The organism is Alteromonas sp. 4NS20-0143, assembly GCF_057542855.1.
This window is the reverse complement of the sequence record NZ_BAAJLR010000003.1, coordinates 141730-166879: the sequence shown is the minus strand read 5'-3', so window position 1 is coordinate 166879 and position 25150 is coordinate 141730. Positions and strand designations below refer to the sequence as shown.

The window sequence follows — 25150 nt, the reverse complement described above, 5'->3', positions numbered from 1 at the left end:
CATCTAAAAGGGCTAACAACTCTGCCCAAAAGTGGACGGGAAAATCGACTAGCAAGTTCACTCATATGGCGGATGGTGCACCAAATATTCATTACTTGGGGTAAGTAGCTTTAATTGGTCTTACTTTGGTTATCACATCGGATATTACATTGGGGAGGAATTGGAGATTGCATTAGATGGTGCATTAGAGAGTGCGTTAGGGCTTAGACTTTAGTGCAAATCTATTCATACCAGTCGTTAAGGCTGATAGTCTAGCCCGTCACGCTGTAACATTGATAACGAGTGCGTTGGTTTCATTGCCCTCTGAATACTAAACAAAAGTGAGTAGTATGAGTAAAAGTGTATTGTCGTCTGTCGACCAAAGAACCAAGTTAGTTGGTGAAAATAGGTTGGAACTACTGATGTTCCAGCTAGGTACACGTCATATTTTTGCTATGAATGTATTTAAAATCAAAGAAGTTATCGATATGCCTAAGCTCAATGCGATGCCGGGCTCCCACGATAATTTACGAGGCGTGATGAATTATAGAGGCAGTGCGATCCCGGTTATCGATCTGCGCCAATCGATTAAAATGCGTGGTGTTGCCACGGACGAAACTGCCAGAAACGTCATCATTACCGAGTATAATCGCAGTGTTCAGGGTTTTATCATTGGTCAAGTCAGAAGCATTGTTAACACCTCGTGGGATACCATTCAGCCGCCTCCTAGCGGAATGGGTAAGTCGAACTATTTAACCGCCATAACGCAAGTGAATGTTGAAGGTAAAACCGAGCTGGTAGAAATCATCGATGTTGAAAAAGTGCTTGCTGAAATCATTGACTACGATATTTCAATTTCTGAAGAGATTCTCGACACTGACATTGTGAACCACTTTATTGATAAAAAAGTGCTCATTGTGGATGACTCCAGTACGGCAAGAAAACAAATAAGCGATACCCTCAAACAATTGGGTATTACTATTATAGAGCGCAAAAACGGTGCACAAGCACTGGCATTGTTAAAGCAATGGGCTGATGAGGGTAAAAACCCCTGTGACGAAATTTTGCTTATGTTCACTGACGCCGAAATGCCAGAAATGGATGGCTACCGCTTAACTGCTGAGGTTCGTAGCGATCCAAGAATGAGTAAATTGTTTATTGCGCTTAATACATCATTAAGCGGCAGTTTTAATGATGCAATGGTAGAAAAAGTAGGTTGTGACCGTTTCATCTCTAAATTTCAGCCCGATATGCTGGTAGATGTTGCCCAGCAACGTATGCGCGAGTATCTATCGGAGCAAAAACAGTAGAGCACCTCCATGATAGATAGACAGGCTCTGCGCTTAAGCACGTGATCTCAGAGAAGACCCTGCAACACGAGCTGATTAAAATTCAATTCTATGAGCTAACCATACACGCTAGCGCTAAAAATTTGTGCCAGCTTCTGCCTTTGTGCTTATTTTATCCTCACTTCATCGCCCCTACGACCTTTTAGTTTTGTTGTTGGGGTGAGTCTGCTTTACAATTGTATAAAGAAAAGCAATGCCTTATTAGTACACGCACTTGTAAACACATACTCCTCTAAATAAATATCGTTTAAAAGAGGGTATCTTTAAATTAATAAACAATGACTTATACATGACGGCGCTTTAGTTAAAGCCTCACTTGTCGTTGTATTATAGTGATTAAAGTGCAACAAGCGCCAAGACGATCAGGCGTGAACAATGATTTCTAAAACAATGATTTCTAAATACATTACTTAGCAGTATGCGCCGTTTCGTTTTGCTAAACACATTGCGCATGTTATTACCCAGGGAAGTTCAACATGGTTAAACACGTATTACGTGCCTCATTAGTAAGCAGTTTGTCTGTCGCATTCATTGCAGGCTGTACAATGACTGAAAGTGTCGATAACGCTCAACAAGTCGCACCAACAAACGCGCCGAAAAATATCATCATGGTTGTTGCAGATGGAATGGGACCCGCCTATACCACCGCCTATCGCAATTATGTCGATAATGCTGCTACGCCTGAAATTGAGAGCGTGGTTTTCGATGACATTCTTCTCGGCAACGCTTCGACGTATCCTGCTAAAGTATCTGGTTACGTGACCGATTCTGCCGCCGCGGCCACCGCACTTGCAACTGGCGTGAAGTCATATAATGGCGCTATTGGCGTTGACGTTGATAAAAAGCCTGTTAATTCTGTTATGCACTATGCAAAATCAAAGGGCATGAGGACTGGGCTGGCCGTTACTTCGCAGATTGTTCACGCCACGCCTGCCTCTTACATCGCACACAATGAAAGCCGCAAAAACTACAACGAAATAGCCGACGATTTTTTCGATATTCGCGTAAATGGCGAGCCTGTCGCTGACGTAATGCTTGGCGGTGGAACAGCTTATTTTAAGCGAGAAGACAGAAACCTGTTATCGCAATTTGTTGATGAAGGCTATGAATACGCAGACTCTTACGAAGGCTTGTCATCCATTCCAGCGGGAAGCGATGTTATTGGTTTATTCGCTCCTGTCGCCCTTCCGGCGGTGCTAGACGATAACCGCAAAGATCGCCTTGCGTATCTTACTGAACATGCCATCAAGCACCTTGAAAATGATAAGGGGTACTTCTTATTAGTTGAAGCTAGCCAAGTAGATTGGGCTGGTCATGCTAATGATGTGGGGTCTGCCATGGCAGAAATGCACGATTTAGCTCAAACCATGGAGTATCTGCGTGAGTATGTAGACACGCACCCAGACACATTGGTAGTGCTTACCGCTGACCATAGCACGGGTGGCTTGGCCATTGGTGCTGGTGGCGATTACCGCTGGAGCCCAGAGTATCTTCATAATATGTCCGCTTCTGCACGCACTATAGCCGCGACTATGGTTGATGAAGACATGCCGGGCGAATACGCTGCAAAACAATTAGGCCTGTCGCTTACCAGCGAAGAACTCGCTATGTTAGATAGTGTTTCAAATCAAGATGAAGAAACCCGATACGCTGCAGTAAAAACTTTTTTAGATATTAAAACAAACACAGGATGGACTACCACAGGTCATACCGGTGTTGATGTTGAAGTGTTTGCATTTGGTGCAGGTGCCACGTCGTTTACCGGGCAAATAGACAACACGGATATTGCCAAAACTATATTTACCTTGTTAGACGGTAGCTCTTTAAACAAATAGTTTATTGAGGTAGATACTCAACGCGGGTTTGAGGCTTTATGAGGTATTAGCACGTTGAGTGCGCCATAAATGTAACTGGGTGGAGAAATTGATTTGATGAACTATGACATGCGAGCGCTACTTCAAGATATTTATGACGAGGTAGAGCCCATGCTGGGTATGGGTAAGGTGGCTGATTATATTCCTGCCCTTGCAACCGTTAATCCACGTCAATTCGGCATTGCGATTTGCGATATTCAGGGCCAGATTACGTCGATTGGCGATGCCGGTGTGCCGTTTTCTATTCAAAGTATCTCGAAAGTGTTCAATTTGGTACTCGCTATTAATCACTATGGCGAGACCATGTGGGATCGGGTAGGTTGTGAGCCATCCGGATTGCCATTTAACTCACTAGTGCAGCTTGAGTACGAAAATGGGATGCCAAGAAATCCGTTCATCAATGCTGGTGCATTAGTAGTCAGCGACATGGTGCAGTCCCGTTTCGCTTCTCCCCATATCGCTATGCGGGACTTTGTTCGTCGTCTATCGTGTAACGGCGAAATTATGGTGAACAAGGTGGTGGCTGAGTCGGAATTTCAGCATCGCTCAAGAAATGCGGCAATGGCCTACTTAATGAAGGCTTACGGTAATTTTGAGAATGAAGTTGAAGATGTATTGCACAACTATTTTCATAATTGCGCTTTAGAGATGAGCTGTGAAGACTTGGCGCGCTCTATTAGTTTTCTTGCCAATAGAGGCATGTCAGCGTGTGCCAATGAGCAAGTGCTAACCCCTTATCAAACTAAGCAGGTTAATGCGTTGCTTGCCACTAGCGGTATGTACGATGAAGCAGGCAGCTTTGCTTTTAAAGTAGGCTTGCCAGGTAAAAGTGGGGTAGGTGGTGGTATTGTAGCTGTTGTTCCTGGGCGCTTTACCATTTGCGTATTTTCGCCAGCTCTTAACAGTGTCGGGAACTCTCAACTTGGCGTGGCCGCATTAACCTCGTTAAGTGAGCGAATTAACTGGTCTATTTATTAGCGCGTTAATTGGCTCGCGTTTTACGAACCTTGGTAGCGTCAATTTATCAATACCCTGTTAATTCCATGAAGCCAGCACCCTTATGGGTGCCGGTGACACTTACTCTTCCCTCATAATACGCAAATACGCTGTTATTCCACTGGCCAGATTTAAATGGCGACACAGTAATATCCACACCTTTACTAGGAATGGTTATTTGCCAAGTGGTGGGCACATCGCGTTCGTTGTTTAACGTAGCAATTTGTTCATTATCTAAAGTCATTATGCTGATTTCATTCAATGCTAGTGTTTCTTTATCTCCTGATGCCGTGATGTAAGAGGCTGTCGTATATATTTCATTGCCTCTATTTTTTGTATCTTTTGTACCGGCACCAGTGGCGTGCATACGAAACGCCATCAGCTTACTGCCGTTGTTTAAATGCAGTGAAAACCAGTCCCAACCCATGGCATTGCTGTTAGCAAGGTGGCTCGTCCATTCATGATCGTACCAGCCTAAACCCTTCACGTTAAACGCTGTGTTATTGATATCAATAGTACCGCTTGCGTCTATAAATGGCTGGCTGTAATAGTAGGAGCGAAGGCGTGCGTCTTCAGTTTTTTTACTGTAGCCCTTATCACCCTGTTTCACGAATGGGCCGTTGGCTGTGAGTGACAGAGCAATATCTACGTTGTTATTGATAGAGAATTGTAATGTTGCGGGAAAAGGGGAGTCGTTTTTTGATTGCCACGACCAGTCATCAATAACGGCGTTAAAAGGGGCTGGCTTAACAAAGGCGTTTCCTACGCCTCCAGCGGCTAAGCGCTCTTCAAAAAAGTGCTCGTGTTTTGAGTGTAATGACGCATGTCCCATCCACTGCTGTGGCGTAGACCATGAGCTTGCAATCTGAGTTTCTTTTTCGGTAGCAAATCGAAACAAAGTAAATTGTAGGCCGTATTCGTTTTTATCATCATCTTCTAATACAAAGGTTAGGTACCACCACTCAAGCTGATAATCAGGGTGGCTGCCATGATCCTTAGGGAAAGCTAAAGGAGTTGTTTTATTCACAGATTGAAACGAGCCGGTTGAAGAGTCGCTGCCACTGCCATCTTCAGACTTATTCTCAGAGCTATCTTCAGAGTTACTTTTTGATAGGTCTCCAAAGAAACGAGAAGGTGCTGGCGCATCTGAGCAAGCACTGCAGGTCAATACACAAACGGCCATTGCTACTTGAAAGAAAAATTTGAAGGGCTCGGCTCTCTTTGTGAGCGTAGGAAAAATCTCTGAGAGCAGGTTAAGCGTTGGTTTCATAGCGGTGCATCCTGTCGTAAATCTACTTTGGGCTTTAGCCGGCCTAGTGGAAGGGCAATTACCAAGCATATGATTACGAGCGACACCGTTACGCTGCTTACGATAACGCCAAAGTCGACGGCTAGCGGATACACCCAGCTAAAGGCAAGTCGATTAACTTTGAAAATAAATACATAGGCTAGATAAATACCAAACGGTACGGCTAGTAAGGCGGTGAGTAGACATAGAAAGATATATTGTCCCAGTAAGCTAAGCTTCACTGCTGTTTTACTAACCCCAAGTGCCCGCAGCACATTTAGTGATGATGCATTACTGAGCGATAATATACTTAGTGATACTGCAAAGGCGATCCCCGCTACAAGCAACGTTGTGATATTTAAGCCATCAGTAAGGACAAACGTTCTATCAAAGGTATCCATTGAAAGCGTGAGTAATTCTTCTCTGCTGTAGAGATTGCCCTGGGTAGCGAGTGTTGTTTCCTGCTGCTCAAAGGTTTGAGGCGCTACAGGTGTATTAGCTGGGAAAGTAGATTGACCGTAAGAGATAGCAAGCACGCCAGAAAATGCGGCGTCACCAATGGTATCTCTATTAAAGCTTGATAGTGGTAACAGCAATTGCGCTTTCATATTGCCGTAATCTGGGTAGATGCCTAATACGGTAAAAGAGGGTGGTTTATTGAAGAAACGATGGTTATTTTTGTTTGAGCTCTCATCGATATTGGCAGCCTTCATCTCTTCAAGAAAAAGTGTGTCGCCCAGTGAAACATCATTGGAAAACGCAAGCTGTTGATTAATGTAAATGCCTTCACCGCTTTCAAACTTGGCCCATGCATTGGGAGCACTTGAGTCTACAACAAGGGCATTACGACCATTATCATGGGTAGGATAACTGCTTATTGAAACAGTGGAAGCGTCCGCGCTTTTAGAGCCACTGCTATTAGCGCTAGACTGGGCAACGAGTTTACCTTGAAGTCGTAGCAATGGCGTTGAGGTAACGCCTTCGGGTATAACAAGCTCAGAGAGTGCTTTATCGGTGTACAAATACGCAGGGGCGTACAATCGCTGAGTTAGCCAACTTTCCGTAGCTGCACGAAAGCTATCGGTCATAACGTTCATGCCAATGTTAGCAGTAAGCGCAATGAAAAAAGCACATACGGCAAGACGGGTACGAGAAGAAAGATGTGCAGTACTTGCCACTATAAAGTGTAAAACGGGTTTACTAGGTGGCGTAACCTTCATCACACCGTTGGCCAATATTGGCAACCATATAATCACCAGAGAGCAGCTTACCAGCAATAATAGTGCAACAAACAGCAGCGCATGTAGCGTATTTGATATCAACGCTTGGGTAATGGCTAATAGGGAAATGCCAGCTATTGTCCAAACAAGGACAGAGCGTTTTCCCATAGGCTGGGCGGCTTTTACTTTGCTTGTGCTTAATGCAGTGAAGAGTTGTTTTGCTGGAATGAGTGCAAATATGCCCAGCGATAAAAAGGTAACAAAAACCGAGAGCGCGAGTGTGCTGATTAGGTTGACGTCAGGGGTAATAAACACGGCATCGAAAAGAGAAGAAAAGGTGCCGCTAATAATGGGTGAAAGCATCGACGCGGCATAAAAACCGGCGGCGCAACCAATGGGAACGCTCAATACGCAATAAAGTAAAAGCTCAGCAAGTAGTGCAGTAGTTAAATGGCGGCTGCTTATGCCCAACTGCCTCATTCTAATAATGTTGGGTAATCGAGTTCTGTACATCAAGTTCAGCGCGTTTAACACAATAAAGAGAGCCACTACGGCCATTAACGCGCCCATAGCCCATAAATTCAGCTTAAAGCTATCTGGTAACGAGCCGGTGTCTTGCTGCGTACTGATATCTTCAAACACAACGGTTTGTGGAAGCCTTTGTTGTATGTCTAGTTTCTCGTTTTGTGAGAGAGTCTGTAAGGACAAAAAGCCCGAAAGGGGCCAGGTAGGCTCAGTAATATTACGGCGATAAAAGTCTGCTAGCGACACAACAACAGTATCTTGAGGCACTGCGGTGCTCACATTCAATTGCACAACAGTGGCCGAGGAGGATGACGACGTTGAAGTGATGTCAGAAGAGGGCGGCAATGCACCTGCTGTTTTACCTGCCGCTTCAGCTGGCCCCTTAGGTAAAGCGGCAGCTGAAGAGGCTCCTGATGAAGAAACTCCTGATGAAGAAGCTCCTGATGAAGAAGCTCCTGATGAAGAAGCTTTGCCGTCTTGTGTGTCACCACTGGCTAGTTGGCTATTTTTTTGACTGCCTTTTTGACTGCGTTTTTGACCACCTTTTTGACTGCCACTGAAAAACAAGACATCGCAGCCGAGCTTTGATTTTGTCGCTGGGTGTATGGCGCCCACAACATGATAGGGCTGAGCAGAGCCGCCATTTGTTGATATTAACCCAGCCATGCTATTTGAAATTGAGTCTGCGTTATCCCCAGCAGCTGGATAGCTAAAAAGGGCTTGGTTATCTATTCCCAAAAGAGACAGCTCTGAAGTTTCTTGCGACGTTTCTACTTGGTTACCGCTATTGTCACCTTCAGCGCATGAAAACCTGTATTGTCTTTCGCTAAACGCTACCAGTTGGGTAAACCCTGCCATTCTCAAATTGGCATAGTCAGCTTTGCTGAGTGAGTAGTCTTTATCCACTTCATCCACTTTACCTATTTGAGGCTCACTTGCAGCCTCATCAACAGCTCTGTTGGAAATAGCAGCCTTGTCGACAAAAACAATAGTACCGCCATTGAAAATAGAAGATTGGCTACTGGCTAGCTCACCTTGCGAAGCGCCTTCGTTAATGAGCAGCACGGTAATGAGGCCTGCATTTGCTAAAATGATAGCAAACATGATGAGCAGTGGCTCCCACGGTCTTACCCGCGACATGGCTAAAAGGGCTTTAAGGGTGAGGTTTAAGGTTCTATGCAAAGGGACACTTCATCATTTAAATAATGGGCCGGTTTGACACATGCATTAACTATTGCATTGACTATTGTATTAGCTGTTGTATTAACGACTGCGCTTGCTAATGCTCTCACTATTGCGCCCATTTTTGCGCCAATTAGTACGTTCACTGCAATTCCTTAATCGGCGCTTTTTCTTCGTTCAATTTGCCTTTATGTAGCCACAATGGGAACTTCGCTTTTTGAGCCACATCAGGGCTGTGTGTCACAACCAGTAATGTTGTGTTCATCGCGCTGCAAACGTCATAGAGAATATCGGAAACAGCTTGGCTGGTGGCTTCATCTAAATTACCGGTAGGTTCGTCGGCGAGTATTAAAGAGGGCTTGTGTACCAGTGCTCTTGCTATTGCACAGCGCTGTTGCTCACCGCCAGATAATTGAGATATTGGCTTTTTCGCAAGAGGCAAAATATTAAGCTGTTCCATAAGTTCAGTTTGATATTGCGGGTTGTAGTTACCTTTTAATCGTGCGGTAAAAGCAATATTGTCCCATGCATTAAAACAATCAAACAGGTTATAGCTTTGAAATACGATCCCTAAATGATTCTTTCGAAAGTCATCCACATTGTGCTTATTTCTCACTACATTGTTTAAAACAGGCGCTGATCCAACCATACCTTTTTCAGCCGCAGCAAGATTACGGGCATTGGAGGGAGCGTCCTGAGATGGGCGTTTACTGCTTTCATACAAACAATAATCGTTAACTGAAATGGCACCTGAGGTAGGCGTATCAAAGCCTGCAATAAGCGATAACAGCGTTGATTTGCCACACCCTGAAGCACCTTGAATACTCACGGAATCGCCGTTATGTACCGAAAGGTCTAAATCACAAAGGATAGGTGCGCTAACGCCTTCAAACGACTTTGTTAACTTTTCAATTTTCAACATAGGTGACAGGGGGACCGTTTTGAGTAATAGAAGTAAAGAACAATTTATTCAGGGTCGCAGGTTGGCAACTCAGGAGGATTTTCAAAAAGCAATCCCGACGCCAACTTTATGCTAGCCTTCTATCTCAATCTAACTATTAACTTGTTCTATTATTGCGTCTTACTGATAGGATTACGTTGCCTCACCACTTTTGGAGCAGTAAAAAATAGCAAGAATAAGAATAATGGTAAATGGGGGCAAGAGAGGTAAATTGAAAAACAACAAATTGACATAATGTTGTATCTGAACTATCGTTTTCAGCATCGCCCCTATGGAGTTATCTATGAGACTTTCAATTGATATTACTGCAGAACAGCACCAGTTTCTTAAAGCAGCAGCTGCTATTCAGGGCAAGAGCATAAAAACCTATGTGTTAGAATGTGCATTGCCTTCACACGAGGAATCTGAGGCATTTAAAAAGTTGGAAAGCCTTTTGAATAAAAGGACCAACAGCGCATTAAGCGGTGCCATTTCAAACAAAACACTCGATGAAATATTCGATGAAGAGATAGCAGATCAGTAACTTGGCTTCATATCTTCTATCAAAAGATGCTGAAAATGATATTCGCGAAATAGTTAGGTATACCCTAAGAAACTGGGGTGAAACACAAGTAAACCTATATCGCTCTGCATTGAGAAACCAATTCGACAAGATTGGTAAAAATGTTGTTGTCTGTAAACATTATTCTTAAACACTCCCCGACGTAAAATTTACGATTGTAAAAGAGCACTTCGTTTTCTACGTTTCACCTCCTACATTTCACCTCCAAATGAAAAGCCGATAATAATTGCCGTACTACATAAATCAAGAGATATGGTGCGGCACCTATCGAGCAGGTCTAAAGATTCGCTTTAATAGCACTACTGATTAATAAAGTTATCGAGCTCTTCACCCGTAATTTTCTTTATTTGAGCAAACAGATACCACAATGCAGCAATCAGTAACACCATACTGGGAATGACGATCACGGGGTAGCTTAGTGCTGTCATCCTGCCAAGCTCTTCGGTGTAGGCCGTTGTGCCAGGTTCGCTGACGAGTATCATTTTTGCCAATATGTAATTAAGCGCAGAAGACAAAAAGAAAGAGCTTGCAACAATATACGAACTTACCGCCACTTTTTTATTAAACTCAACCTGCTTGCCTTTGGCGTCAAGTACCTGATTTAGATGAGGCCAATTGATAATTTGGTCGTTTAATATCAACATCTTAACTAAGGGTTTTTCAGTATATTGAGTGACTAAAACTGCAATGCCAATAAGGCCAGGGATTGCGGCTTCTTTTATCGCAATATACTCGGCGGGAAGTTTTAATAGGCTAAATCCCCCGGTAAGCAGTACGCTGATAATCCCAAGAATAGAGAAACCATTCACTTTACCCGATTGCTTTAAATCATAAAGCCCGTAGCCGATGGGAAAGCTTAGCGCCGCCACTATGCTCCACGCAGGGCCTAAATAGTCCTCAGAGCTTGCATAGCTCATGAGCACTACGGGAATAATGATATTAAAGGCGAGGTTGCCAAAAAAGCCCTGATTTTTTTGCTGAGGTTGTTGTACTGCTGACATATCAATCTGTAACTTCAAATTCTGTAGTGTGATTATACGGAAAGTTATTTCCGTGCCCAGTGCCAAGCGGCAAATAACCCACCTAGAAAGCCAAATAGATGATATTCAAACGAAATAAACTTCGATGTGGGGAGCACGCCGACTAACATTCCGCCGTATAGCGCAGCGACCACCAAAGAAATGAGCAAATATCGAATCTTATTACTTCGAAATCCAGCCAATACCAAAAAGCCAAAGTATCCATATACCATGCCGCTAGCCCCAATATGGGTTGCGCTTCGGCCAAACAGCCATACGCCGAGGCCGCCAATAAGCAGCGCACACATAGTAGCAATAATAAAAGTACGCTTGCCCCATTGCATTGTTAGCCACATGAATAGCATTAGCGGCAACAGGTTTGCCATTAAGTGTGTAGGAGTGCCATGAAGAAAAGGGGCGGTAAAAATAAATGGCAAGTGGTTTAAAGAGCGTGGCACAACGCCAAAGGCATTGAGTGAATTACCCGTTAAAAGGTTTGCCACTTCAATTAAAATTAACAGTGCGCCTATGGTAAGTATGATGCGCAGCTGCATCGATAGCGACTTCATAACGTGTCCTTTACGATAATGCTAAATAAATATTGTGAGTAGCACGGTGTTAATATTGCGGTGCTAGAATGTAGTACAAGTAATATGGGTTTTAGAGCGCACATGGTCACAAAATCTTTCGTTTACAGATTCTAGCGTTCATAAAATCTTTCGTTTACAGATTCTTGCGTTCATAAAGTCTTTCGTTTACAGACTCTTGCGTTCATAAAACCTTTCGTTTATAAAATAATGTGAGGCACATAGCGCGAGAGGTCTTGTGTAATGGCAGACGTATCCTCCCTGACTGAAATTCCCGCAGGCATATCATCTACCAGCCAGCTGCCAATTAGCGTGTAATTATCACCAAAGGTGGGCAAAGGTTCAAAGGCCTGCACAATAAAGCCTTCTTCTCCGTAGGGACCGCTGCTTAGCTCATCCTCTTTGCCATCTTGAAGAATCGAAACGTTCGCCCCCTCCCGTGAATACAATGGTTTTTTAATCCATTTACCCGCCGCAACCGCTTTATCAGCTTCATCGCTGAAATACGATGGTAGCAGGTTAGGGTGACCTTCAAACATTTTCCACAGCATAGGAAGCAATGCTTTGTTCGATAAAACAGATTTCCAAGCAGGCTCTAGCCAATTCACTTCTGCAGCGGCTAGTGCGTCGCCGAATTCTTCCCGAAGCATAAACTCCCACGGATAAAGCTTAAAACAATCTGTGATGGGACTGTCGTTTAAATCGGTAAACACACCAGTATCTGCAATGCCGATGTCTTCAATAAACACGAAGTCGGTGAGCAGCCCAGCTTCTGCCGCGCAATCTTGAAGGTATTGCACGGTACCTCTGTCTTCATCGGTATCTTTGCAACAGGCCATATGAAGTTGCTGAATATTATAATGCTTGGCGATTTCACGGAATCGATGAACCAATTTTTCTTGCAGGCTGTTAAATTGATCTGAATGCCTAGCCAGTTTCCCATTATCCACGTTCTGCTCTAGCCACAGCCACTGCCAAAAACCTGATTCGTATAAGCTGGTGGGCGTGTCGGCGTTGTTTTCTAGTAACTTTGCAGGGCCCGAACCGCTATAAACGAGGTCTAGACGAGAATATAGACTGGGGGCGGCATTAAACCAGCTTGATTGGACCAAATTCCAGTGTTGTTCGGGTATGGCAAACCGGCGAAGTAATGATTCGCTGTTAACCACTTTCTCCACCACTGCTAAACACATTTGATGCAATTCTGCGGTGGGAGCTTCAATATCGTTTTCAATTTGCGCTAGCGAAAACTGATAATAGGCATTTTCATCCCAATACGGCTGTCCGTACATGGTATGAAAATGAAAGCCGAACTCTGAGGCTAGCTGCTGCCAGTTTGGCCGCGGCTGGCAGGGCATTCTAAACACTCTAGCCGCCCCATCCGCCTTTGCGACTACTGCTACCCCATGACGATTTAGCGCGCACGCTACTGCCGAAGCCGCCTCGCTTCATAGTGCGGTTAACGGTAGGCTTTGGTTTCAGCTGATCTTTACTTACTTGGTAATTGCGCTTTCGAATATCGCCATCGAACACATGTCCGTCGGCCGTTATCCACCGTGAGCGAAAAGGCGAGTTGTATGAAGATGAGGTATACAGAGGTTGTGAATAATAGCGGTTTGGTGAGAGCAGTGAACTCACCATGTAACCTGCCATAAACGGCATGAAAAAGCTGCCACCACTTGTATTGACGTTGCGGCACTGATTAGGGCCGAATTCGTATTCACAGTCGTATTCTGAATTAAATCGTGGGCTTGTGCGCAGCGCTTCATCAGCTGCGGTTTTATAGGCTGCCTCACACTTTTCTAGTGCATCAGGGTAATCCTGCTTGCAGTCATCAATTGATGTATAAATCTTAGCTTCTTCTCGCTCGGCGCCACAGGCAGAAAGCATTACGCTGGCCACGCCTAGCGCCAAGGGTTTAACGCTAAACGTTTTGCGCATCCGGCTTAAATTGATGTACTTACTGCGTTTGGTTTTTGCTTCGGGCTCAGCGTTCGTCTCAGGTAATGCTTGAGTACTCATCCAGCTGCTCTCGCTGGTTACGTTACTCTTACAGCTGGTTTTATAGCTACTTTCGCAGTTGCTACCAAAAGACGTAGAGCCAAGCGGGCCCTGTTTATTTGTGTTGTCTGTTGAGTCTGTCATAGCGGCTCCCTAATAGGTCATGCATGCTGCGTTGAGCAAGCCTACGGCAATTGACATACTGGCAAGCATCACACCTGCAGAAATTTCGTTGTTGTTAATGCGCTCAGCAATTTTTGGCATGAAGCTAAATCGTAAAATAGCAAAAGCCAGAGACTGAGCAATAACGGCAACAATGGCCCAAATGGCGAAGTCGATTACGGCAACCGAGTTTGAAGCGGCACTTCCAAGAGCAATAGCAAAACCGATAATAGCGCCTCCAAAACCAATGGCTGCAGCAACGTTTTTGTCTTCTTTAACCAGTTTCCACTCGTCATGCGGTGTGACTAACGCATACACCAATTTGAAAATAAATAAGAACAGGATTGAAAGGCCAAAGTACAAAGCAAAGTTATCTAGTCCTGCAAGTGATTGCATGATTGTATCCGTCATATTTTTTGTTCCTATCCGTTAATAGTTATATCTGCTGGTTGAATATCAACGCCCGTTGAAATTACCAAGCATCGGTCTAAATTATTACCTACTTGCTTCTCTTCTCCAACGACTAGCAGGGTTTCCACCCGTTCATTATCTATTGGACGTTCGTAAAGCATCATAAATTGGTCTGTTTTACTAATATCACCGTCTTCCTCATACGTGGTTTCTGTTACTGCCACAGGGGGAGACTCATCGCCAATGGCACCCCAAACGCGAGTGAAGGTGTTGCCGTCTAGGTCATAGGTTGGCTGGCTAATAATTGATGACAAGCACGTATTCCACTGCGCATCACTGCCAATGGTTTGTGTGTCGTAAAAATGCCAGAGTTTGACGTCGGTTACGTGGTTTTCACTCATTCCGCCATCGAGAATTACCTGCAAAAACCCATCGTCATCGGTATAAAATCTGAGTATGGTGCCGCCGGTGTCAAGGGGGGCCTCGCCTACAGCTTGTATAAGGTGCGAGCGAGCCGCTTTTTCTATGGTTAGCGATGGCTCTAGCAGCGACATTTTAAGGTTATCGAGTTCAAACGAACCGCCTAAATATAGCCCCATCACCTCAGGCGTCTTTGGTGCTGAAGGTTTCGCTTTTTTAAACAATTTACCAAACATATGGAGGCTCCTTTTTGACAGCCTAGTTTGCGGGCTAATCTGCGTCCAGCGTTAACCAGTCAATCGAATTGATTCGACTTAGCGCAATATAAAAAAGGGTGTCACCTGGATTCAGTGTGCCCTCTAATGGAGGATTCACCACCATGTCTTTCACTTGCCCGCGGGGCGCATAACCAATAAATATGGCGTCGTGCTTGCGTTTCAAGTTCATAAATAACTTTGCGATTGAGATTGCAGGGCTCGACGCTGGAATTTTTACCGAAAACTGGGCTTGGCCCTCATCAATACTCAACAGGTCGTGGTGCAGCATGCTCGAGCCAGGGTCGAAGGCTGATTTTGCCAGCATTTCAACGGCAACGCTGGGGGTACATTCAACCTTAGGGCAATGGTCTTGCAGCAGGTCGACTAAGCTTTCGTCTTCAAAATATGCCACTTGATGTGCATCGGGGTTACGCTTCGTGCAATAAAGCGCAGTGGTCATGGTGACGTCGTCGTAAGGGTTATCTAGCAAAATAGTCGACGCCGAGGAAACGCAGGCTCTGTCCATGTCTTCATCTTTGTTGAACGAGTCTACTTTGACAAATTCGATAACACCGGGCATGGGGTTACTAATATCGGCTTTAACGCACAGCACAATATCAGGTTTAGGGCTCATTGCATTTCGCTCCTGTAACAGGAGGTTAAGTAGCAGCATGGTTCGCTGTTCATTCCAGCCGATAACCAGTATGTGGTTGTTAACATCTAAGCTTGTCATACCCAATAACCCTTTTCTCCATTGTTCAGACACCCACGCGGCCAATCGGCCAATAACCATGGCAAAAATACTTAAGCCCAGCGGAATGACGTATATCGCCACTATGAGTTTTCCCGCCGAAGTTACCGGCGACAAGTCGCCGTAGCCCACTGTCGAGGCCGTTACTGCTAACCAGTAAAAGAAGTCGACGCTGTTAATGAGTTCATTTTCATTTGCAGCATAAAGCAGCCAATAGCTACTTACTGCGTAAAACGCCGTTACGCCTAAAATGGTATACCAGCGAGATTCAGCGAAATACTGCAGCATGACTTTGCGCAGTTTTATCCATGGGGACATAAAAGAAGTAACCCGTGTTTTCCGTGCGTTAACTGTGCCTTGAAGCGTTTAACTTGTCTAGCCGTGCTAAAACTAAAAAAAGGGGGAGCGTAAACGCTCCCCCTTTTTGCTATCTCTTTACTTGCCTAAAATTCTAGCAAGTTCATCGTCAGCAGATGTTTTTCCGCCCTTGATGCCCGCATCAGCCAGTCGTTTTTCAAGATCGCTACTCGATTCTTCACCCGCTAGCTCTTCGGCGGCTTGAAGCTCAGCATTACGCATTTTTTGCTTATCTTGAATACGGGACAGTGATTCTGTGGCCGTTTTCATTTTGCTGTTTGCGCCCATGTGTCGTGATGACACTGCAACTTGTGCTTTTTGCACGCTTTCTGTGGCTTTCACCATATCAACCTGCTGCTCAAGGCGGCGAAGGTTGGCTTTAGCTTGCTGAATGTTTTGCGCTAACTGCTTTTCCGATTGCTTAAACTGGTCAAGATATGACTGCTCTTGCGCTCGCTCTTCATTTAGCTCAGACACCTTTTGTGCACAGTCGAGGGCAAGTTGACGATCATTGTCTACTGCTTTTCTAGCATGTGCTTCATATTCTGCGATGGATGAATCAAAGCTTTCTACTTTTTGCTGCGAAAGCTTACATTTTGCAAGAATCTGAGTACGTGCGTGGTCAGATTTGCGTAACTCTTCTTTCGCTTCTCTAATTTCCTGCTCCAGAATTCGGATGGCCTGACTGTCGGCCACTGACTGCGCTGCTTCGGTAGCGCCACCCTTTACTGCGGTAATTAACTTTTTCCACACTGACATTTGCTTCTCCTTCGAAGTAAATTTTAGTTAAGGTGCATTTCGTAAGCATCTAAGAAAGATGCAACGTTCTGAAACAAGGTTTCAACTTCAATAACAATACTCTCGCCTTTAGACTGCGCACTTAGCGCACCAAATGCGGTGTAGTACTCATCACCACCAATGGTTGATATTCCAACGGTTGTGAGTGGAAACACCATGTGAGAAGACAGTATTTCATGGTCTAACGCGTGCTTGTCTTTCACTTCTGAAGCAGCAAACAAGAGGCTTTCTACTAAAATTTGCTCACCACTGATTGCTAGCCAGGCATCGATGCCATCTTGATTAGCAATGAGTAAGCAATTTTCCTCTCGTGTTACCACAAAGTCATCAACCTCTTTTAGTAAGGCTTCGATGCTTTCCAGTTCCCAACTCATAGTGTTCTCCTTAAATTATTGAAGCGATAATGTCGTAAATGAAAAAGGTGCCGTTACCTTCGGCATTGCTACTGTAACCAGTATTTTTCATCTTCGCCAACATCTTGACTTGAAGTGTATATCCATTGTGCCATAATCGTCAATAACAAATATGCTCCTTAAGTGTAAAAAAGTGTGTTTTTGTAAATCATACGTCACAAAAGAGTCTTTTTTAGTGATGCTTTTAGTGAGGAATTTAAGGGTTGTGGAGGCAGGTTTTGAACAAAGAATTAAGTGCTAAAAATGCATGGAGACAAACCGTAGCGCGGGTGATTAAGTCAGAAATGTCTGTGCGAGGCGTGAAATATCAAGACTTAAGCCAGCGGCTCGCTGCAATTGATATCGAGCAGAGTGCTGATAATTTAAGAAATAAGGTGAATAAAGGTATTATGGGGGCTGATTTAATGCTGCAAGTTCTTTATGTGCTTAAAGCTCGGCCTTTAGACGCCGCTGTGCTAGAAGAGATCTTAACTGACCTTCAGCCATGATCTTGGTATGATAATAGAAATAGCAGGAACAATAGCAAGTACAAATAAACGAGCAGTAAATTGAGAGTCAAAGGCTAATGTGACGGTCAATATGCCGACTGACATAAAAGCAGCAGGCAAAAAAATACCCAGCACGTTGCCGGGTATCAAAGATAAAGAATTGTCAGGGAGAACATCATCACTATCTGGACTACATCTTAACCGATTAAGCTGGTTTGTACTAATTTTAATCAGCTGTAAGTGGTATGAAATTTCATAACGGATTATATGACATCATACCTACGCGAACACCTACGCGAAGACGTTTATAGTTTTTAACTGTTTTTAACGTGTTTCTCGTTATTTAATTGCCCTTATTTTAATGGCTTATTATTGTACTTACTGTGGTTATTGTCACGACTGCTTGTAATCACTGCTTGAAATGACTGCACTGTGCAACTTAAAATTAACTAAGTAAGAAGAGTATCTCACCACGTTATGAAACTTTCTGATTTTAGCTTTGAGCTCCCTGAAAAACTTATCGCGAAATATCCTACTGAGCAGCGTGCTGCTAGCCGCCTTTTGCGTTTAGATGGAAAAACGGGAACCGTTACCCACTCAATGTTCGCTGATATGCTATCTCTTGTTGAACCTGGCGATCTGCTTGTATTTAATGACACACGAGTTATCCCAGCCAGATTGCTCGGGAAGAAAGAAACGGGTGGGCAAGTAGAAGTGCTTATCGAACGCATTACCGCAGACAACACCGCCCTTGCTCACGTGAGAGCGAGCAAAGCGCCTAAACCAGGCACAAAGCTTGTTTTAGAAGATTGCGTTAATGTGACCGTGACGGGCCGTGAGGATGCTTTGTTTATTTTGCAATTCGACCACAATGAAACCGTTTTGCAGCTATTAGAAGCTCACGGGCACATGCCATTGCCGCCTTACATAGACAGACCTGATGAAAACTCAGACAAAGAACGCTATCAAACGGTATACAACGACAAGCCAGGTGCGGTAGCAGCGCCAACCGCTGGTTTACACTTTGACGAACACATTCTCAACGCGCTAAAAGAGAAGGGCGTTAACTTGGCCTTTGTCACTTTGCATGTGGGGGCGGGAACATTTCAACCAGTGCGAGTAGATAATATTACCGAGCACAAAATGCATGCCGAATATGCTGAGGTACCACAAAACGTGGTGGATGCTGTACTGCAGACTAAGGCAGCCGGTAAGCGAGTTATTGCCGTAGGTACCACCTCGGTGCGCTCTTTAGAGTCGGCGGCGAAATTCAGTACTTCGCGGAGCGATGGTGATGTCATTGGCACTTTTTACGATGACACTGAAATCTTTATTTATCCGGGGTTCGAGTTCAAAGTAGTGGATGCGATGTTTACTAATTTCCACTTACCAGAATCTACCTTGATGATGCTTATTAGTGCGTTTGCTTCTAAAGAGTATGTGATGGATGCATACCAAGAGGCCATTGATAAGGAATATCGATTCTTCAGCTATGGCGATTCCATGTTTATCGAAAGAAGCTAGTTCGGAGTTTTTGTAATAGCTTCTTAGAATAGCCTCTTGGAATGGCTTCTCGGATAGATTCTCTGGAAAGCGCTTTTAAATAGCGCTTTCCTTAGCTTCCTAAATAGCTATCTAAACAACTCCCTAGATAACTCCCTCAATTTCTACTTTAAACGACTATTCTCAAACATCTATTTTCAAATGCCGTTCATTCTTAATTACCCTCTTTTACGGCCAGATATTCGTTCACTTCAATAGAAACATAGATACAGGGAATGATCTCGCGTAAATTACTGGTATAATCCCGCCCCATGATTTCAAACCCAGTTTTATACCCAGCGCACGTTTTTTATCAGGCGCACGTTATAGACCGATTATATCAAAAGCACTTTTATACTTAACGCGAAGAGTGCGCAAAGATGGGAAAGTTCTTACATGCAATTTGAGTTATTAAAAACAGAGGGTCGCGCTAGGCGCGGGCGTCTTGTATTTGAGCGCGGTGTTGTCGAAACGCCAGCGTTTATGCCGGTAGGTACCTACGGCACGGTAAAAGGAATGACCCCGGAAGAACTGAAAGAAAGTGGGGCACATATCTGTTTGGGTAATACCTTTCATTTAATGCTTCGCCCGGGCACGGGTGTTATTCGCCAGCATGGTGACCTGCACGATTTTATGAACTGGGATAAGCCTATTCTTACCGATTCAGGCGGTTTTCAGGTTTTCAGCCTAGGTGACCTGCGTAAGATCACCGAAGAGGGCGTAACGTTCCGCTCGCCAATTAACGGCGAAAAGATCTTACTCACACCTGAAAAGTCGATGGAGGTTCAGCGAGACCTGGGCTCTGATATTGTGATGATTTTCGACGAATGTACGCCTTACCCAGCCACCGAGCAGGAAGCGCGAGTGTCTATGGAAATGTCCCTTCGCTGGGCCGAGCGAAGCAAAGAGGCTCATGGTGACAACCCTGCTGCATTGTTCGGTATTATTCAAGGCGGCATGTATGAGGGTCTTCGTGACGTCTCTCTTGCTGGGTTAGAAGCGATTGGTTTTGACGGTTATGCCATTGGTGGGTTATCAGTTGGCGAGCCTAAAGAAGACATGATCCGCATTATCGATCACACAGCGCCAAAGATTCCCGAAGATAAGCCTCGCTACTTAATGGGCGTAGGTAAGCCAGAGGACTTAGTGGAAGCGGTTCGTCGCGGCATCGACATGTTCGACTGTGTTATGCCAACCCGTAATGCGCGCAATGGTCATTTGTTTGTGGGCGAGGGGGTTATTAAGATCCGAAACGCTAAACATCGCAACGATACATCACCATTAGATGAAAATTGTGACTGTTACACTTGTAAAAATTATTCTCGCTCTTATTTACATCACTTAGATAAGTGTAATGAGATACTTGGCGCACGATTGAATACTATTCATAACTTGCGTCACTACCAACGTGTTATGCAAGGTATGCGCGATGCTATTGAAGCAGGCACAATGGACGAGTTTGTACATAATTTCTATGAACAAAGAGGGTTGCCGGTACCGGCACTCTAACAACGAAATAATAACGAAAATATTTGAATAACGAGAATACTTGGGGAATTTTATGAGTCTATTTATCTCAAACGCGTACGCACAATCAGCTGGTGGTGCTTCACAAGGTGGCGGCATGGAAATGATAATCATGCTGGCAGTGTTTGGTCTTATCTTTTATTTCTTGCTTTATCGCCCACAAGCGAAGCGTGTTAAAGAGCATAAGAACCTAGTATCGTCACTTGGCAAAGGTGATGAAGTGCTAACACAAGGTGGTTTAGTAGGAAAAATCACAAAAGTGTCTGACGATAAAGATTTTATTGAAATGGCACTTAACGAAGCAAGCAACATAGTTGTGCAGAAGTCTTCAGTTACTGCTGTGTTGCCAAAAGGCACAATGAAGTCGCTGTAAGTAAAAAACGCCGGAGCCGAGACGCTTCTCGGCACCGGCACGAAAGGATTATCCAGTGCTAAACAAAAATTCAATATGGAAAGTATTAAGCGCGCTATTTGTGGTGGCAATGTGCGCACTTTATGCCCTCCCCAATATCTATGGCGAAGATCACGCCGTTCAAATTTCAGCAGGCCGCGATGCGGTTGTTACCCAATCAATGGTAGAGCAAGTTGAGTCTGCACTAGCTGAAAAATCAATTACGCCTAAGCGCATTGAATTCGAAAATGAGCAAATACTTGTTCGCGTTTCAGATTCTGATACCCAGCTTGTTGCCCGTGAAACCCTAGAGAAGCTGCTTGGCGACGACTACTTTGTAGCGATGAACCTAGCGCCTGATACCCCTGAGTGGCTAGAGAGCTTAGGCGGAACGCCAATGAAGCTTGGTCTAGACCTTCGTGGTGGTGTCCACTTCCTTATGGAAGTTGATATGTCTGAGGTGATCACTAAATCGTTAGAAGACGCGGAAAGCGGATTCAGAACATCCCTTCGCGGTGAAGACATTCGCTATCGCGGCGTTAAGCAAGTGGGCAATCATATCGATATTACCTTTCGCGACGAAGACGCGCTTGATAAAGCGAAATTTTTCCTGCGTAACCAAAGCCGTGACTTAACGTTTAACGACGTTGATGACCTGACGTTACGAGCGACGTTTGCCGAAAGCAAGCTACAAGAAATTCGCGACAATGCGGTTAAGCAAAACATTACCATTATCCGTAACCGTGTTAACCAACTTGGTGTGGCCGAGCCTCTTGTTCAAAAACAGGGTGCTGATCGCATAGTTGTGCAGCTTCCAGGTATTCAGGATACCGCACGTGCAAAAGAAATTTTGAATGCCACAGCTACGCTTGAATTCCGCATGCTTGATCAGAAAAACGACGTTCGCGATGCACTAAACGGCCGCGTGCCGCCGGGCTCTCAAATTATTGAAGACCAGCAGGGTGTGCCACAGCTTTTGGAAAAGCGCATTATGCTTACAGGTAGCCACATCATCGATGCCAACAGCGGCGTTGACGAATACGGCTTGCCTAACGTCAATATTTCTCTTGATTCTGAAGGCGGCAACAAGATGTCACGCTCTACTCGTGGCAATATCGGCAAGCCGATGGCAACCGTCTTTATTGAGTACAAGGCAACCGGTGAGCGCACTAAAGAAGATAAGCTTATTTTTGAAAAAGAAGAGCAAGTTATCTCAGTGGCTACCATTCGTGCACAGCTTGGCAGCAAGTTCCAAATTACTGGGTTAGACTCGCCAAAGGAAGCCCGCGACCTTGCACTATTACTTCGCGCAGGTGCGCTTATTGCACCTATTCAAATTGTTGAAGAGCGCACAGTAGGGCCAAGCTTGGGTAAAGAGAATATTGAACTGGGTACTCAAGCCATTGTTTACGGCTTACTTGCGGTGCTTGCCTTTATGTTGGTGTATTACAAGGCATTCGGTATTGTGGCCAATTTGGCGCTGGTGACTAACTTGGTCATGATTGTGGGCATTATGTCGATGATCCCAGGGGCAACACTAACCCTACCTGGTATGGCGGGTATTGTACTTACCGTTGGTATGGCGGTAGATGCGAACGTGCTTATTTTTGAACGTATTCGTGAAGAACTGCGCGATGGTCGAAGTCCGCAACAAGCTATACATCACGGTTACGATAGCGCATTTTCAACGATTTTGGATGCGAATATCACGACATTTATTGCGGGTCTTATTTTGTTCGCAGTAGGTACAGGTCCAATTAAAGGGTTCTCTATTACGCTTATGATTGGTATTGCCACTTCTATGTTTACCGCTATTTTAGTCACGCGCGTTATCGTTAACGCAGTGTGGGGTGGAAAACGTTTAGAGAAACTGGCGATTTAAGGAGCGTAACATGCAATTATTAAAACTAGCCGACACCGTCAATTTCATGCGCCTTCGCATTCCCGCGATGGTGCTGTCTACTGTACTTATTTTGGGATCGTTTGTTTCTTTAGGCGTTAATAGCCTGAATTGGGGACTGGATTTCACCGGCGGTACGTTGATTGAAGTTGGCTATGAAGACAGTGCTAATTTAGAGTCAATTCGCGCTCAGTTAAATAACGCTGATTTTGAAGATGCCATAGTACAGAACTTTGGCAGCAGCCAAGAAGTACTGATACGCATTTCGCCTCGCGATGGTGTAAAAGCGGTCACTATTGGTAACCAAGTTGTTGCAGCGTTACGTGCTGACGGTACCACAGTTGACATGCGTCGTATTGAGTTTGTCGGGCCAAATGTTGGTGAAGAGCTAACAGAGCAGGGCGGTCTTGCCATGCTAGTAGCACTTATCTGTATTCTAATTTACGTGGCAATGCGTTTCGAGTGGCGTTTCGCCCTTGGCTCGGTATCGGCCTTGGCCCACGATGTTATTTTAACCTTAGGTTTGTTTTCAGTACTTCAAATTGAGTTTGATTTGACGGTACTTGCTGCGGTACTTGCGGTAATCGGTTATTCACTTAACGATACTATTGTTGTATCAGACCGTATTCGTGAAAACTTTCGTAAAATTCGCAAAGGCGAGCCAATTGATATCATCAATATATCGCTGACTCAAACCTTAAACCGTACGATAATTACCTCGTTAACCACCGTACTAGTACTTGTTGCCTTGTTCTACAAAGGTGGCGCACTAATACACGGTTTTGCAACAGCTCTTCTATTTGGAGTGATAGTGGGTACTTACTCATCGGTTTACATTGCAAGTTCTGTTGCTTTAGCGCTGGGTATCAGCAAAGAAGACCTCATGCCACCACAAGTGGAGAAAGAGGGCGCTGACCAAGAGCCGCTTTAGCCTTTCGCCGACTACTCAAAAGGAAGTCAGGAATAGGCTGAATAAAAAGTAGGTACAAAAGCAAAAACAAAAAAAGGTCGCTGTGTAAACAGCGACCTTTTTATTTATAAGGCACTTTAAAGTGGCCTACTTAAGTTTTCTTACTTAAGGTGCTTAACGAGGCCTTGAACTACTTTGCCGCTCCCAGCAACGATTTCGCCTTTGTGCAGTGGATCGTTTCCGCCTTTAAAGTCTGTTACCAAACCGCCCGCTTCACGAACAATTAACTCGCCCGCTGCAATATCCCAAGACTTAACACCGCGCTCGTAATAACCGTCGTGACGGCCAGCAGCAACGTATGCTAGGTCAAGTGCAGCACTTCCTGCGCGACGTAAATCACCCACTTCGTGGAAAATTTTATTAAGGCTAAGGGCATATTCGCCAAACTGTGATTTGTTTTTAAACGGCAGACCAGTAGCAATAATGGTTTCGCTTAAATCACGAGGCTTTGATGCTCGAATACGGTAACCATTAAGCTGAGCGCCTTGTCCGCGACTGGCTGTGAATAATTCACTACGGATTGGGTCAAATACAACGCCTTGCTCTAAACGGCCTTTATGAAGAAGTGCAATAGAAACAGCAAAATGAGGAATGCCTTTCACAAAATTGGCGGTGCCATCTAGCGGGTCGATAATCCACTGATAATCAGTGTCCGAGCCTAGTATCTCTCCTGACTCTTCGCCTAAAAAGCAATGATCTGGGTATGACTGCTGAATTTTATAGATAACCGCTTGCTCTGCGTCTTTGTCAACTTGAGTAACGAAGTCGTTCAACCCCTTCGACTCTGTTGCAATTTCATTATGTTTTTCAAAACCACGAACAATAACTGTTCCAGCCGCACGCGCAGCACGCACTGCAATATTCAGCATAGGATGCATAGATAAACCACCAATTGTAAAAGACCAATGAATTACGCAAGTTGTAGAATGTTCAAGTTGTATAATGTTGTTAAAAACAGCATTAAAACTGTACAAAAAATAGCTTGCCTAACTCGAAAACGGGCGGAGTCTAACAGAATCAATGAACGATGCAAATGAATTTGCTTAGCAGGTCTTCTTTTATCACTTTATTTAGGTGCTACCCATGTGCTGCTACACGGTGCAAAATACACCTAGTAACCACTAATTCTAATGCCGCAAATTATTGAGTCATAGGCAAGTGAGTCAAAAGTAAGCCAATAGCCATCTATACCGCTGCTGTGCTACACTTTGCGCTAATTA

23 protein-coding genes are annotated in these 25150 nt (G+C 44.5%); 10 read left to right on the top strand and 13 right to left on the bottom strand.

Annotated features, from left to right (window positions below):
* Positions 1-329 precede the first annotated feature (329 nt).
* The 3 genes from AC27HD_RS08035 to glsB all read left to right on the top strand — a co-directional run bounded on the left by AC27HD_RS08035 (position 330) and on the right by glsB (position 4180).
* Positions 330-1289 carry a chemotaxis protein CheV gene (locus AC27HD_RS08035; RefSeq protein ID WP_032097135.1) on the top strand — a complete coding sequence of 320 codons (960 nt, stop codon included), beginning with the start codon at positions 330-332 and terminating at the stop codon, positions 1287-1289.
* A gap of 515 nt (positions 1290-1804) precedes the next feature.
* The gene (locus AC27HD_RS08030) at positions 1805-3163 is read left to right on the top strand and encodes an alkaline phosphatase (RefSeq protein ID WP_487104900.1); all 1359 of its coding nucleotides are present in this window, start codon (positions 1805-1807) and stop codon (positions 3161-3163) included.
* A 108-nt stretch (positions 3164-3271) separates the two neighbouring features.
* Positions 3272-4180, top strand: coding sequence for a glutaminase B (glsB, locus tag AC27HD_RS08025; protein ID WP_032097243.1), 909 nt, complete (start codon positions 3272-3274; stop codon positions 4178-4180).
* A 46-nt stretch (positions 4181-4226) separates the two neighbouring features.
* Here the strand turns inward: glsB and AC27HD_RS08020 are convergent, their stop codons facing one another.
* The 3 genes from AC27HD_RS08020 to AC27HD_RS08010 form a co-directional block, all read right to left on the bottom strand.
* Positions 4227-5468, bottom strand: a complete 1242-nt coding sequence (locus AC27HD_RS08020; protein ID WP_487104898.1) for a lipocalin-like domain-containing protein — start codon at positions 5466-5468, stop codon at positions 4227-4229.
* The gene (locus tag AC27HD_RS08015; protein WP_487104896.1) at positions 5465-8413 is read right to left on the bottom strand and encodes an ABC transporter permease; all 2949 of its coding nucleotides are present in this window, start codon (positions 8411-8413) and stop codon (positions 5465-5467) included. Before AC27HD_RS08015 ends, AC27HD_RS08020 begins: the two co-directional genes overlap by 4 nt.
* A gap of 142 nt (positions 8414-8555) precedes the next feature.
* Positions 8556-9335: an ABC transporter ATP-binding protein gene (locus AC27HD_RS08010; protein ID WP_487104894.1), complete on the bottom strand. Its 780-nt coding sequence runs from the start codon at positions 9333-9335 to the stop codon at positions 8556-8558.
* A gap of 322 nt (positions 9336-9657) precedes the next feature.
* Between AC27HD_RS08010 and AC27HD_RS08005 the strand changes: the two genes are divergently transcribed.
* A complete protein-coding gene (locus AC27HD_RS08005; protein ID WP_487104892.1) occupies positions 9658-9897 on the top strand; it encodes a type II toxin -antitoxin system TacA 1-like antitoxin in 240 nt (79 codons plus the stop codon).
* 338 nt (positions 9898-10235) lie between these two features.
* Here the strand turns inward: AC27HD_RS08005 and AC27HD_RS08000 are convergent, their stop codons facing one another.
* The 9 genes from AC27HD_RS08000 to AC27HD_RS07960 form a co-directional block, all read right to left on the bottom strand.
* On the bottom strand, positions 10236-10937 hold the full coding sequence (locus AC27HD_RS08000; protein WP_032097241.1) for a VC0807 family protein: 702 nt from the start codon (positions 10935-10937) through the stop codon (positions 10236-10238).
* 44 nt (positions 10938-10981) lie between these two features.
* Positions 10982-11524 carry a rhomboid family intramembrane serine protease gene (locus AC27HD_RS07995; RefSeq protein ID WP_032097130.1) on the bottom strand — a complete coding sequence of 181 codons (543 nt, stop codon included), beginning with the start codon at positions 11522-11524 and terminating at the stop codon, positions 10982-10984.
* A 218-nt stretch (positions 11525-11742) separates the two neighbouring features.
* Entirely contained in the window at positions 11743-12909 is a 1167-nt protein-coding gene (locus tag AC27HD_RS07990) for a glutathionylspermidine synthase family protein (protein ID WP_487104889.1), read from the bottom strand.
* 1 nt (position 12910) lies between these two features.
* Positions 12911-13564, bottom strand: a complete 654-nt coding sequence (locus AC27HD_RS07985; RefSeq protein ID WP_487105546.1) for a DUF1190 family protein — start codon at positions 13562-13564, stop codon at positions 12911-12913.
* A gap of 132 nt (positions 13565-13696) precedes the next feature.
* The gene (locus AC27HD_RS07980; protein WP_032097128.1) at positions 13697-14116 is read right to left on the bottom strand and encodes a DUF350 domain-containing protein; all 420 of its coding nucleotides are present in this window, start codon (positions 14114-14116) and stop codon (positions 13697-13699) included.
* 11 nt (positions 14117-14127) lie between these two features.
* On the bottom strand, positions 14128-14772 hold the full coding sequence (locus AC27HD_RS07975) for a YjfK family protein (RefSeq protein WP_487104887.1): 645 nt from the start codon (positions 14770-14772) through the stop codon (positions 14128-14130).
* A gap of 34 nt (positions 14773-14806) precedes the next feature.
* Positions 14807-15862 (bottom strand): potassium channel family protein, encoded by a 1056-nt coding sequence (locus AC27HD_RS07970; protein ID WP_334064031.1) that lies wholly within the window; start codon positions 15860-15862, stop codon positions 14807-14809.
* A gap of 117 nt (positions 15863-15979) precedes the next feature.
* Positions 15980-16660 carry a PspA/IM30 family protein gene (locus tag AC27HD_RS07965; protein WP_032097125.1) on the bottom strand — a complete coding sequence of 227 codons (681 nt, stop codon included), beginning with the start codon at positions 16658-16660 and terminating at the stop codon, positions 15980-15982.
* Between the two features lie 23 nt (positions 16661-16683).
* Positions 16684-17073 carry a DUF2170 family protein gene (locus AC27HD_RS07960; protein WP_032097124.1) on the bottom strand — a complete coding sequence of 130 codons (390 nt, stop codon included), beginning with the start codon at positions 17071-17073 and terminating at the stop codon, positions 16684-16686.
* A gap of 257 nt (positions 17074-17330) precedes the next feature.
* On the opposite strand from AC27HD_RS07960, the gene AC27HD_RS07955 reads away from it, so the two are divergent.
* The 6 genes from AC27HD_RS07955 to secF all read left to right on the top strand — a co-directional run bounded on the left by AC27HD_RS07955 (position 17331) and on the right by secF (position 23891).
* Positions 17331-17600 (top strand): DUF6471 domain-containing protein, encoded by a 270-nt coding sequence (locus tag AC27HD_RS07955; RefSeq protein ID WP_268746526.1) that lies wholly within the window; start codon positions 17331-17333, stop codon positions 17598-17600.
* Between the two features lie 477 nt (positions 17601-18077).
* A complete protein-coding gene (gene queA / locus AC27HD_RS07950; RefSeq protein WP_487104884.1) occupies positions 18078-19124 on the top strand; it encodes a tRNA preQ1(34) S-adenosylmethionine ribosyltransferase-isomerase QueA in 1047 nt (348 codons plus the stop codon).
* 414 nt (positions 19125-19538) lie between these two features.
* Positions 19539-20651 (top strand): tRNA guanosine(34) transglycosylase Tgt, encoded by a 1113-nt coding sequence (gene tgt / locus AC27HD_RS07945; RefSeq protein ID WP_032097121.1) that lies wholly within the window; start codon positions 19539-19541, stop codon positions 20649-20651.
* A gap of 52 nt (positions 20652-20703) precedes the next feature.
* Positions 20704-21042, top strand: coding sequence for a preprotein translocase subunit YajC (gene yajC / locus AC27HD_RS07940; RefSeq protein WP_032097120.1), 339 nt, complete (start codon positions 20704-20706; stop codon positions 21040-21042).
* Positions 21043-21097: 55 nt separating this feature from the next.
* A complete protein-coding gene (secD, locus tag AC27HD_RS07935) occupies positions 21098-22942 on the top strand; it encodes a protein translocase subunit SecD (RefSeq protein ID WP_487104882.1) in 1845 nt (614 codons plus the stop codon).
* A 10-nt stretch (positions 22943-22952) separates the two neighbouring features.
* The gene (gene secF / locus AC27HD_RS07930; protein ID WP_487104880.1) at positions 22953-23891 is read left to right on the top strand and encodes a protein translocase subunit SecF; all 939 of its coding nucleotides are present in this window, start codon (positions 22953-22955) and stop codon (positions 23889-23891) included.
* 140 nt (positions 23892-24031) lie between these two features.
* On the opposite strand, the gene suhB is transcribed toward secF, so the two are convergent.
* Positions 24032-24808, bottom strand: a complete 777-nt coding sequence (gene suhB, locus AC27HD_RS07925) for an inositol-1-monophosphatase (protein WP_032097239.1) — start codon at positions 24806-24808, stop codon at positions 24032-24034.
* Between the last annotated feature and the right edge of the window lie 342 nt (positions 24809-25150).

Excerpts from the sequence above, each read along its gene's own strand:
- AC27HD_RS08035 (WP_032097135.1), top strand. The coding sequence starts at position 330 with ATGAGTAAAAGTGTATTGTCGTCTGTCGACCAAAGAACCAAGTTAGTT.
- AC27HD_RS08030 (WP_487104900.1), top strand. The coding sequence starts at position 1,805 with ATGGTTAAACACGTATTACGTGCCTCATTAGTAAGCAGTTTGTCTGTC.
- glsB (WP_032097243.1), top strand. The coding sequence starts at position 3,272 with ATGCGAGCGCTACTTCAAGATATTTATGACGAGGTAGAGCCCATGCTG.
- AC27HD_RS08020 (WP_487104898.1), bottom strand. The coding sequence starts at position 5,468 with ATGAAACCAACGCTTAACCTGCTCTCAGAGATTTTTCCTACGCTCACA.
- AC27HD_RS08010 (WP_487104894.1), bottom strand. The coding sequence starts at position 9,335 with ATGTTGAAAATTGAAAAGTTAACAAAGTCGTTTGAAGGCGTTAGCGCA.
- AC27HD_RS08005 (WP_487104892.1), top strand. The coding sequence starts at position 9,658 with ATGAGACTTTCAATTGATATTACTGCAGAACAGCACCAGTTTCTTAAA.
- AC27HD_RS08000 (WP_032097241.1), bottom strand. The coding sequence starts at position 10,937 with ATGTCAGCAGTACAACAACCTCAGCAAAAAAATCAGGGCTTTTTTGGC.
- AC27HD_RS07995 (WP_032097130.1), bottom strand. The coding sequence starts at position 11,524 with ATGAAGTCGCTATCGATGCAGCTGCGCATCATACTTACCATAGGCGCA.
- AC27HD_RS07985 (WP_487105546.1), bottom strand. The coding sequence starts at position 13,564 with ATGAGTACTCAAGCATTACCTGAGACGAACGCTGAGCCCGAAGCAAAA.
- AC27HD_RS07980 (WP_032097128.1), bottom strand. The coding sequence starts at position 14,116 with ATGACGGATACAATCATGCAATCACTTGCAGGACTAGATAACTTTGCT.
- AC27HD_RS07975 (WP_487104887.1), bottom strand. The coding sequence starts at position 14,772 with ATGTTTGGTAAATTGTTTAAAAAAGCGAAACCTTCAGCACCAAAGACG.
- AC27HD_RS07970 (WP_334064031.1), bottom strand. The coding sequence starts at position 15,862 with ATGTCCCCATGGATAAAACTGCGCAAAGTCATGCTGCAGTATTTCGCT.
- AC27HD_RS07965 (WP_032097125.1), bottom strand. The coding sequence starts at position 16,660 with ATGTCAGTGTGGAAAAAGTTAATTACCGCAGTAAAGGGTGGCGCTACC.
- AC27HD_RS07960 (WP_032097124.1), bottom strand. The coding sequence starts at position 17,073 with ATGAGTTGGGAACTGGAAAGCATCGAAGCCTTACTAAAAGAGGTTGAT.
- queA (WP_487104884.1), top strand. The coding sequence starts at position 18,078 with ATGAAACTTTCTGATTTTAGCTTTGAGCTCCCTGAAAAACTTATCGCG.
- tgt (WP_032097121.1), top strand. The coding sequence starts at position 19,539 with ATGCAATTTGAGTTATTAAAAACAGAGGGTCGCGCTAGGCGCGGGCGT.
- yajC (WP_032097120.1), top strand. The coding sequence starts at position 20,704 with ATGAGTCTATTTATCTCAAACGCGTACGCACAATCAGCTGGTGGTGCT.
- secF (WP_487104880.1), top strand. The coding sequence starts at position 22,953 with ATGCAATTATTAAAACTAGCCGACACCGTCAATTTCATGCGCCTTCGC.
- suhB (WP_032097239.1), bottom strand. The coding sequence starts at position 24,808 with ATGCATCCTATGCTGAATATTGCAGTGCGTGCTGCGCGTGCGGCTGGA.